The organism is Duncaniella muricolitica (genome assembly GCF_910574735.1).
Taxonomy (GTDB): domain Bacteria; phylum Bacteroidota; class Bacteroidia; order Bacteroidales; family Muribaculaceae; genus Duncaniella; species Duncaniella muricolitica.
Map to the genome: position 1 here is coordinate 1 of NZ_CAJTCF010000109.1, position 9,870 is coordinate 9,870.

A 9,870-nucleotide genomic window follows, 5' to 3' on the forward strand; every position below is an offset into this window, starting at 1 on the left:
GACTTGCGGAAAATCTCCGCATCTAAAAATAATTCAGAAAATAAACCATCGGTTGGCTCAGTTAGCGGCTTAGCCAAGACTGAACGACCTCAAATTTTACCGAATCATTGTATATGATAAACAGGTACAAAACATTTCTTATGCGCCAGGATCTGGCACCAAACACCATACGTTCGTATGTGTGGACCGTGACCGATTTTCTTGAAAAATATCCGGAGGTGACACGCGAAAACCTTTTGGCTTACAAGGGTTATCTTATGGAACACCATAAGCCGCAGACTGTCAACCTGCGGTTGCAGGCTATCAATAAATATCTGGAGTATATGAAGAAAGACCGGCTTAAAATGAGTTTCGTAAAGGTGCAGCAGAAGAATTTTCTTGAGAATGTCATCAGCAATGCCGATTACAGATTTCTAAAGACGAGTCTGAAGAACGGAGGCCACACGTCGTGGTATTTTGTAGTGTGGTTTCTTACGGCCACCGGAGCCCGTGTGAGCGAACTGTTGCAGATCAAGGCCGAGCATGTGCAGCAAGGCTATCTTGACATCTATTCCAAGGGGGGCAAGATGAGGCGTCTCTACATACCCAGGAGGCTGCGCACCGAGGCGATGCAATGGCTCGGAAAGAGACGCATCGAGTCGGGCTATATATTTCTCAATCGTTTTGGCGAACGCATAACGGCCCGAGGCATTGCCCAGCAACTGAAACTTTTTGCAGGGAGGTATGGCATAAATACGGCTGTCGTGTATCCGCATTCGTTCCGCCACCGTTTTGCCAAAAATTTTCTCGAACGATACAATGATCTCGCGCTTCTTGCCGATCTCATGGGTCATGAGAGTATCGAGACTACCCGTATATATCTGCGACGCACTGCCACAGAGCAACAGACGATTGTCGATAAGATAGTCAACTGGTGAAGGCGGTAAGAAGAGTCGGGCCGTAAAGATTCAGCCCCTGTGTATGCGTCATGGATGGGCATATACAGGGGCTGTGACTCTTGGAGGGGTGTGGCGTTTTTTACAGACTGAGGACCGGTGCTTTTGGCAGGTCGAAGTTTTGGGAGAGTATCGGGGCGAACGGAGAGTGGAGTGAGCGGGCATTGGCCGGACATCTCTTCACGCAGGCGCAACATTTGATGCACTTCGAGCCGTCGACGCTCAGACAGTCGTCGCCGATAGCTCCGACAGGGCATATGTCGATACATTGGCCACACTGTGAGCATAAGGCAGTGTTGACCTCGGGTAGAAATTTGCGGGGCGTGACTGCCTGTTGTTTTTGATAGCCGGCCACGAAGTTGCGGAAGTTGAGCAGAGACTCTTCAGGCGACGGGCGGTCATGGAGCAGGGTCGTGTCGATCCGTTCAAGCGTCCCGGCCAAGAGGTGCCGGCCGATGTTGCGGCCAAATTCACGGGAGGTCTCCATGTCGTCGGCATCGGGGCGTCCGACAGCTATCGGGGTAGCCGGTGATGAGTAGGAGTGTTCGCCGATGAATGCTCCGGCGGCTACGGGCATGAAACCGAGTGATGTGGCAAAGTCGGCCATGTCGTTGAGCGCGTTTTCAAAAGCGCGGTTGCCATAGACGGCTACGAGCACACACGGGGAGTCCGGGCCTTTGATTGCGGTCAGGCGGTTTTTGGCTATAGGTGCCATTTTGCCTCCGTAGACGGGAGCGGCTATCACGGTGATATCGTCAGGGCCGGCCACGAACGTCTCGGCAGGTCGATAGGTGGTGTCGCAGATTATGGATTCACATTTTATTGTGTCCATGATGCCCGAGGCAATGGCACTGACTATCTTTGCTGTAGTGCCGGTAGGTGAGAATGTTACGGTGCGTAGTGTCATGGCTGCTATTTTTTCGGTAAAATTAGATAACCTCCGGCTATCTGGAGAAGCATGCCGGGGATGCCCATGCGAAAGTCCTGACAGGCAAGCATGAAGTCGCCTTTCATCACCCACTCGCCGAGGGTGCCGAGGGTCTGATAGCCAAGCACTACAGCTATGAGCAACAGCAGGGATGTGTGGCGGAAACGGGCGGCTGTGAGTCCGGCTATGACTGCGAGAAGCGTGGATTTGAGCATGATGGCCGGAAGTGCTGCCACTGGCGGCATGCCGAAAAGGAGTGAGTTGATGACGGGTGACGCCAATGCTGTGAGCAGTCCTACGCGCCATCCATACATGTAGGCTCCTATGAGTGTGAAGAAGTAGATTGGCAGCCAGATGATGCCGCCCTGAGGGATGAGGTGAAACAGTTGGGGCAACACTATGTTTCCTGCGATGAATAGTGCCGCCATGAGATATGTCTCGGTCTCTTTGAAACGTAGGGTGGTGAGTGTGAGGGTCATTGTTGGGTAAGTGAATTGACAAACGATTGGATGAGCGGCAGGCATTCAGCCGGAGTGGACGCATCGGCACACAGCCGCTCGACCGGGCAAATGTCTGTGCCGGAACGATTGATGATATTGGGGACGCATGTGCAGTATGTGACCGTGATGCCATAAGAGGAGAGCATTGCGAGTGCCGGCCGGCTTATGGTGTCGGCATAGACTGCGGCAACGCCTCCTGCCGTCATGAGGGCGGCTGCCCCCTTGCCGACAACCTTGTCGGCGATGAAGCTGCCGGCAAGCAGGGCAGGGGTTGCGGTGAGGATGCGTAGCAGGTCTTTGACTCCGCGTTCATGACAGATTGTCCTGTCGGTCCCGTTGTCGATGATGCATGAGCATCCCAGAGTGTGGAGCATGTCGACTGTCTCCTGTCGGCGTGGCGTCATGACGGATTGGTCTTTAGCATTTCGACAAACCGGTCGATGCGTTGCAGCTCGGAGGGAATGTCAATGTTTTGCGGGCAGTGGGGTGAGCACTGGTTGCATCCTATGCAGTGGTTGGCCTGACGCAGCCGCGGGACGGAGCGGTCATAGCCCACAAGGAAAGCGCGACGGGCCGAGGCATAGTTGGCACTGCGAGTCGACGCCGGCACGTTGTCTTCGTTGATACACTTGTTGTAGTGCAACAATATGGATGGTATGTCGATGCCATAGGGGCAAGGCATACAGTATTTGCAGTCGTTGCACGGGATGATCGGATAGGTCATCATCAGATCGGCCGTGTCGTAGAGAAACTGTGTCTCTTCCTCCGACAGCGGGTCGAGAGGACAATATGTGAGAAGATTGTCCTCGAGATGTTCCATATAGGTCATGCCGCTGAGCACTGTCAGCACTCTTTCGGGTGAGCCTGCAAAACGGAAAGCCCATGACGCCACGCTCCTCTCGGGCTCACGCTGTTTGAGCCGTGTTACGATATGGTCGGGCACTTTGGACAGGCGTCCGCCAAGCAGGGGCTCCATTATGACTACCGGGATGCCGCGACGGTCAAGCTCGTTATAGAGATATTCGGCATCGGTGTTGCGTGGATTTACTTCCTTGGCATGCTTCCAGTCGACATAGTTGAGCTGAATCTGCACGAAATCCCATTTGTATCTGTCGTGTTCGGCCAGCAGTCGGTCAAACACTGCGATGTCGCCGTGATAGGAGAATCCGAGATTGCGTATCCGTCCGGCTTCGCGTTCGGCCATGAGATAGTCGAGCACGCCGTTGTTGATGTAACGGTCCTCAAACGTCTTCATGGCGTCATCACCCATGCCTATGCCGTGGAGGAGCATGTAGTCGATGTAATCGGTCTGAAGTTCCTTGAGCGAATTGTGATACATTGCCAGTGACGCCTCGCGTGACCATGTGGAGGGAGAGAAGTTGGAGAGTTTGGTAGCGATATAATATGTGTCTCTCGGATGGCGGCTCAGTGCTATGCCTGTGACACGTTCGGAGAGCCCTTTGCAGTAGGCGGGCGATGTGTCGAAATAATTCACGCCGTGGGCTATGGCAGTGTCGACGAGACGGTTGACCGTCTCCTGGTCAATCACGTCGTCACCGCCGTTTTCGTCGGGTTTTGTCGGCCAGCGCATGCAGCCATATCCGAGTATCGACACCTTTTCGCCGGTCTTTGGGTTTGTGCGGTAGGTCATCTTGCCGTCGGGGACCGCAGCAGAGGCCGACAGCCCTCCGGCTGCTTTCTTTCCGACTGTTTCACATCCGGCCAGGGCGAGACCTGTCACGGTGGCTCCGAGACCGATACGTTTCAGGAAGTCGCGACGCGAACGGGGACTATTATTGATATTGCTGTTAGAGTTATTCATTGGTAGAGATGACTTGTCAGATTTCACGGTGTTTCTCATGCCCTTCGACATATATCGCGCTGAACGGACGTGCCGGGCACAGGTTTTCGCACGCACCGCAGCCGATGCACCGTTCGGTGTTGACCACGGGGATTTTGGGCGATGACGGATTGCCGCTGTCGGAGGCAACCATGGAGATAGCTCCCACGGGGCAGTGGCGGGCACAGTTGCCACACTCCACTCCGTCGGTCAGCGGCACGCAGTTGGCTTTGACCCAGACGGCATGTCCTATCTGGACCGATGATTTGTCGGCCACCGATATGGGGCGTATGGCTCCGGTAGGACACACTTCAGAGCATCGGGTGCACTCCGGACGGCAATATCCGCGCTCATATGACGACTCGGGCTGCATGAGTGTGGCGAGGTCGGTCGACGGTCGCAACACGTCGTTGGGGCAGGCCGAAACGCAGAGCTGACATGCGGTGCAGTGTGACGATAGATTGTCGATGCCCAAAGCTCCGGGAGGGACTATGCGGGTTTTACGTTCAGGGATTTTCTTGTCGGTGATTGCGGCCAGGCCTCCGTCGACGGTTTTCTCCTGCGCGCGCAGAGCCATCGAGGCCGATACTGCGGCTGTCGCGGTCAGGAATTGTCGGCGTGAATTGTCGGTCGCGTCTCCTGACGTTTTGGTCGCAGTGCGGGCGAGAGTGTAGGATATCGCTCCCTTGTGACACTTGCCGATGCAGTCCATACAGGTGACGCATCGAGAGTAGTCGATGGTGTGATTTTTGCTGTCAATGCACGCACTCTTACAGTTGCGCGCACACAGTCCGCATCCGTTGCATTTCGATGTGTCTATGACCGGACGCAGGAGAGAATGAGCCGAGAGAAATCCGAGCAGTGTGCCTACGGGGCAGACGGTGTTGCAGTAAGTGCGGCCTCCGCGCCATGCGAGCACGGCGAGAATCACGAGAGTCAGGGCGGCTACCATGAGGGTGACGCCGCCTTTGAGCCAGATGTCTACGGCGTAGAAAGCATAGCTGTCGTGGCTTTCGGCCCATTGTGCAAGCAGATTGTTGGCCCACAGCCAGACGGGTGACAATATGCTTTGGGCGATGCGTCCGTATGCACTGTAAGGTGCGAGCAACGCCACGATGACTCCGGCCCCTCCGATAATTGCGGCGACCATCACGGCAAGCATAACGTAGCGCAGTGCGGTCTTGGCCGGCGAGTAGCTGTAACGGTTGCGTCGGGCTTTGAGGCCGAGCCATCCAAAACCGTCCTGCATGATGCCGAGCGGGCATATTACCGAGCAGTATATGCGTCCGAAAATCAGTGTCAAGGCCACAAGTGTGATGATGATTCCGACATTCAGCGCGAGCAGTGCGGGCAGAAATTGTATTTTTGCCATCCATCCAAGCCAAGCATGGGCGGAGCCTGTAAAGTCAAGAAACAGTAATGTCACCATAATAATACTCGCTATGGCGAGCGTCCGGCGTATCCTTTTCAATATCTTCATAACAAAATCACTGATGTTGCGGCCATCTGCCCAGTGGCGGCGGATGTATGGATTGGTCTTGATTGTGCAAAATTAATAAATTCCTGCAAATTTATATCTACACATTTTACATAAATAAATACCATTTTTGCCGATTCTGCCGGATGATCGAACGGTGGCCGAGGGGTGAGATTGTTTTGCATATACGCCGGGGATTTTGTAATTTTGCAGTCTGAAGTTACGAAAAGAGTGTAATTTATTGGAAATGAGCGTAGGTTAATTGCTCTTGATAGTAATAGGTTACGATTTAGTTAGTTATCTACTGCATTATCCTTCTGCGCGTTGCGTAACCTTCAAAGAACTCTTCGTATGCAAAAGTAGCTATTTAATTCGAGATTTTGATATAAACTCCCGTTTTTTATCCCCTCATTCATAAGAATTTTCCGTAAAAGCGGTATTGTCCGTCGGCACACCATTGCCCAAAACGAGTTTGGAACAAACGTGTGCCGACTACCGCATAGCTGGAGAAAAGGGCATTGCCTCACGCCTAAACGATGTTTAGACAGATGAAGCAATGCCCCTTTCTTTTGCGCCTATGCCAAGAGGTGCTTTTACGGGTTTTCAAATGATTTTTCTTTTTTCGCTGTCTCTTTTGCCGGAAGCGGAAAGTGAATGCAGAGTGTGTCAGCCTGCCCCATGAATGAAACAGGCGCCCACACACAGCCGGACAAACCGGGAAGAATGATTGTTGCCACCCGGCTGAACAAGTTCCGTCGGATCGGAAACAATCATACTTCCTTTGTTGTGGTTTGCCCTTTTCACGCTTCCGGTGATGTCTTTTTCCTTTTGGTGATTCTTTTTTTTACGGATTTTCCCCTGAAGTTTTTTTCTACACAATCTGCCTCTGTTTTCGTTTACCTCCATTTTGCGCCTTTCAGTAAGCCGCATCAGTCAGTCATTTTCGTTCTGGGCGCAAAGGTAATTCCGGGATTGGACGGGAAAGCAAGGTCAAGCCTCCTGTTTTCGGTAAAAATCTCCAGCCCTGCGGGTAGTATTTTGACCGAAAAACCTTGCATTCCCTAATCCCTACCTTTTCAAGCACCCGAAACGAAAACGACCGATGCGACAGAAAGACGCATAAAAAAAATGTCGGATAAACGAGAGGCAGATAAGATAGTTTGAAACTCAACTCCCTCAGCTCTTGAATCCGCATTAAAAACAAAAAAATCAAAAACAGCGAAGATATGACGGCAACGGCAAATTTCAGACAAATGGCGCAACACATCGGGTTGGCGATATGCGGCTTGATGATGCGCACCGCCTTCGGGGTGTTCGGCATCCTTTGGGGCATCATCAGAGAGATTGTAAACGGAGTGTTCCGAGTGGCGATAGGTGTAATCGTGGCTATCCTTTCCACCATTGCCTTCTTTGGCTTCATCCTTTGGTTATTCACCCTTTAACCCTTACCGACATGGCAAAAAGAAACAGCAAGACGGCAGCGCAGCAGTGCAGATATTACGAGGTGGACAACATCTTCGTGTATATGGTGGAAACGTACATCAACGGCAATTTTGAAACTTTCCGAAGATTGTACCACGAACTGAACAAGGACGCACGGAGGGATTTCATGGACTTCCTTCTCAGCGAGGTAGAGCCGACCTATTGGAGAGAGATACTGAAACAGATAATCTAAAAATGACAGCGATATGAAAGGAACAGACCATTTCAAGAGAACGATATATATGTACTTGGAACAGCGTGCGGAGGAAGATGCGCTATTTGCAAAGAAGTACCGCAACCCTGCCAAGAACATGGACGAGTGCGTGACCCACATTCTGAACTATGTGCAGAAAAGCGGTTGCAACGGTTTCACGGACGGAGAGATATTCGGGCAAGCCATCCACTACTATGAGGAAAACGAGATAGAGGTGGGCAAACCGATGGACTGCCAAGTGGTTGTGAACCACGTTGTGAAACTCACGGCAGAGGAAAAGGCGGAGGCACGTCAGAACGCTGTCCGCAAATACCAAGAGGAGGAACTCCGCAAGTTGCAGAACCGCCACAGACCGTCAGCGAGAAAAGAAAACCAACCCCAACCCTCATTATTTGATTTAGGCTTATGAAACCGAAGACCAAGATACAGAAAGAGGTGGCAAGACTTTCCGCCAACCTTCGCCCCATATCAGCGACACAAATAGATTGGGCATACCGCCACTGCGTTGAGCATATCGGCTACCGCACCAAGAAAGGGAACATCACCTGTTCCGACTGCGGTCACGAGTGGCACAGCGACAGCGGACTATGCGACACCCTTGAAGGCTGCACCTGCCCCAAATGCCATGCCGAACTCAAAGTGCAGGACACACGCAGACGCATCTACAAGGAAACGCAGAATTTCAGCGTGATAACCACCTGCAAAGGGTATCAGGTAATCCGCGTGGCGCAGGTCAGATGCGAGAGCAGGAAAGGCGAACCGATGCGTTTCTACTGCCACGAGGTCGTGCAGCGTTGGATTTCACCCGACGGCAAGGTTACGGACATGGCGTTGCTCCGTGGCTTCCTTTTCTGCTATTGCGATGTGTGGGCATTAGGCAGCGATATGGAGGTAAGACCGCACAACAGCCTATACGATGATGTGGTGGCAAGAAGCTGTGCATATCCAAAGATGAGGATATTGCCCCAACTCAGACGTAACGGCTTCAAGGGCGATTTCCACGGCATCTCCCCCGTGCGTCTTTTCAAAGCCTTGCTTTCAGACCCAAGAATTGAAACCCTTATGAAAGGCGGTGAGATTGAGGTCATGAAACACTTTCTTTTCAATACCCGTACTGCCGATGAATGTTGGGCATCATATCTGATTGCCAAGCGTCACAAGTATCAGATAGACAACCTCTCAATGTGGTGCGACTATCTGCGTATGCTCAAAAAACTCGGTCAAGACCTCCGTAACCCGAAGAACATCTGTCCCGAAGATTTCATGGCGGCACACGACAACGCAACCCGAAAAATTGAAGCCATACACGAGAAGGAAAGAGCCGCAGAGCAACGCCGTTGGGAGATTGAAAGGCGTGAGCGTGAGCAACAGCGACAACTCCAACGAAAGAAAGATGCGGAGGATTTCATCGCCAACAAATCCAAATTCTTCGGCTTGGTAATCACGGACGAGGAAATAATCGTCAAGGTGCTTGAAAGCATAGACGAGTATTACAACGAGGGCAAGACGCAGGGCATCTGCGTGTTTGGCAGTGGATACTACAAGAAAGCCGACACCCTCATACTATCGGCAAGGATTGGCGATGAGATTATTGAAACCGTAGAGGTGGACTTGCGAACCCTCGAAGTGGTGCAGTGCCACGGCAAGCACAACCAGGACACCGAATATCACGAGCGCATCATAGACCTTGTGAACAAGAACGCCAACCTTATCCGTGAGCGGATGAAAGCGGCATAGCATAACCCCTAAAACAACATTGATATGGAAGTAAGAATTGAAAGTATGATTTGTGTGTGGGATGATGCAATCCCCACGATGTTCCTTGAATTTGTGAACCTCCTCACTCTCACAACGAGTGAGGGGGAATTGAGAAAGAGCGTAAAGGAGTTTGCCGAGAAGCACGAACTTGACAAGTTTTTCCTTTACGGCTTCGGCTCACACCATTTCTACCTGCACCAACGCTACACAAGCAACCCCGAAATGGTGATGAAGAACAGAGTTCTGTCAGTACATTTTTAACCATCTAAAAAGCAACATTATGACAACACGAATGACCATCAACGGAGTAAGCACCTGCGCGGAAGCAGGTACGGAGAAATACGAGCGTTTCCAATCGGGTATCGGAAGACGCAGGCGGACACTTGTGCAGTACGACTACCGCCACCCCATAGACAGAGAATTGTTCTCTTGTGTCAAACCCACGTTGGACGAGTGCCGAGCCGCACGGGACAAGTGGCTGAACGCAAAGAAGGGAAAGGAGGACAGACTATGAACACGACCTATCAAACGCTGATAGTCAAGTTCAGCGAACCTATCACGGCATTGGACGGTATCTTTGACGATACCGGAGCGTGGGGAACGGACACCCTCAAGGGGTGGATAGATGATTACGTTATGTATAGGGAATAATTATGTAAAGTTTGTTTGGTTTATTTTTATTAAGTTACTGATTTTCATCTGTTAAATAACATAATATCCCAAACAAACTTCACAT

General features: G+C 51.6%; 13 protein-coding genes and 1 pseudogene. 9 read left to right on the plus strand and 5 right to left on the minus strand.

Annotated elements, in window-relative coordinates:
* Positions 1-113 precede the first annotated feature (113 nt).
* Entirely contained in the window at positions 114-917 is an 804-nt protein-coding gene (locus QGT73_RS16110) for a tyrosine-type recombinase/integrase (RefSeq protein ID WP_280123122.1), read from the plus strand.
* A gap of 100 nt (positions 918-1,017) precedes the next feature.
* Here QGT73_RS16110 and QGT73_RS16115 read toward each other — a convergent pair whose 3' ends face one another.
* The 5 genes from QGT73_RS16115 to QGT73_RS16135 are packed head-to-tail and all read right to left on the minus strand — an operon-like array spanning position 1,018 to position 5,677.
* Positions 1,018-1,842, minus strand: a complete 825-nt coding sequence (locus tag QGT73_RS16115; protein WP_280123123.1) for a 4Fe-4S binding protein — start codon at positions 1,840-1,842, stop codon at positions 1,018-1,020.
* A 5-nt stretch (positions 1,843-1,847) separates the two neighbouring features.
* Positions 1,848-2,342, minus strand: a complete 495-nt coding sequence (locus QGT73_RS16120) for an ECF transporter S component (RefSeq protein ID WP_280123124.1) — start codon at positions 2,340-2,342, stop codon at positions 1,848-1,850.
* Complete coding sequence (locus tag QGT73_RS16125; RefSeq protein WP_280123125.1) at positions 2,339-2,767, minus strand: DUF1893 domain-containing protein; 429 nt, start codon at positions 2,765-2,767, stop codon at positions 2,339-2,341. Before QGT73_RS16125 ends, QGT73_RS16120 begins: the two co-directional genes overlap by 4 nt.
* Entirely contained in the window at positions 2,764-4,185 is a 1,422-nt protein-coding gene (locus tag QGT73_RS16130; protein ID WP_280123126.1) for an aldo/keto reductase, read from the minus strand. The genes QGT73_RS16125 and QGT73_RS16130 overlap by 4 nt, the downstream gene beginning before the upstream one ends.
* Positions 4,186-4,201: 16 nt before the next feature.
* Positions 4,202-5,677, minus strand: a complete 1,476-nt coding sequence (locus QGT73_RS16135) for a 4Fe-4S binding protein (protein ID WP_280123127.1) — start codon at positions 5,675-5,677, stop codon at positions 4,202-4,204.
* 681 nt (positions 5,678-6,358) lie between these two features.
* Between QGT73_RS16135 and QGT73_RS16140 the strand changes: the two genes are divergently transcribed.
* The 8 genes and pseudogenes from QGT73_RS16140 to QGT73_RS16175 form a co-directional block, all read left to right on the plus strand.
* On the plus strand, positions 6,359-6,745 hold the full coding sequence (locus QGT73_RS16140; protein ID WP_009126113.1) for a hypothetical protein: 387 nt from the start codon (positions 6,359-6,361) through the stop codon (positions 6,743-6,745).
* A gap of 161 nt (positions 6,746-6,906) precedes the next feature.
* Positions 6,907-7,122: a hypothetical protein gene (locus QGT73_RS16145; RefSeq protein WP_004291535.1), complete on the plus strand. Its 216-nt coding sequence runs from the start codon at positions 6,907-6,909 to the stop codon at positions 7,120-7,122.
* An 11-nt stretch (positions 7,123-7,133) separates the two neighbouring features.
* A complete protein-coding gene (locus QGT73_RS16150) occupies positions 7,134-7,355 on the plus strand; it encodes a hypothetical protein (protein WP_004291534.1) in 222 nt (73 codons plus the stop codon).
* A gap of 13 nt (positions 7,356-7,368) precedes the next feature.
* Entirely contained in the window at positions 7,369-7,785 is a 417-nt protein-coding gene (locus QGT73_RS16155; protein ID WP_004291533.1) for a PcfK-like family protein, read from the plus strand.
* The gene (locus QGT73_RS16160) at positions 7,782-9,113 is read left to right on the plus strand and encodes a PcfJ domain-containing protein (protein ID WP_004291532.1); all 1,332 of its coding nucleotides are present in this window, start codon (positions 7,782-7,784) and stop codon (positions 9,111-9,113) included. The genes QGT73_RS16155 and QGT73_RS16160 overlap by 4 nt, the downstream gene beginning before the upstream one ends.
* A 24-nt stretch (positions 9,114-9,137) precedes the next feature.
* Complete coding sequence (locus QGT73_RS16165) at positions 9,138-9,395, plus strand: hypothetical protein (RefSeq protein ID WP_004291531.1); 258 nt, start codon at positions 9,138-9,140, stop codon at positions 9,393-9,395.
* 19 nt (positions 9,396-9,414) lie between these two features.
* Positions 9,415-9,648: a DUF3873 domain-containing protein gene (locus QGT73_RS16170; RefSeq protein WP_004304291.1), complete on the plus strand. Its 234-nt coding sequence runs from the start codon at positions 9,415-9,417 to the stop codon at positions 9,646-9,648.
* A pseudogene (locus QGT73_RS16175) lies at positions 9,645-9,767 on the plus strand (DUF6956 domain-containing protein); the annotation flags it as partial. The gene QGT73_RS16170 and the pseudogene QGT73_RS16175, both read left to right, overlap by 4 nt.
* Between the last annotated feature and the right edge of the window lie 103 nt (positions 9,768-9,870).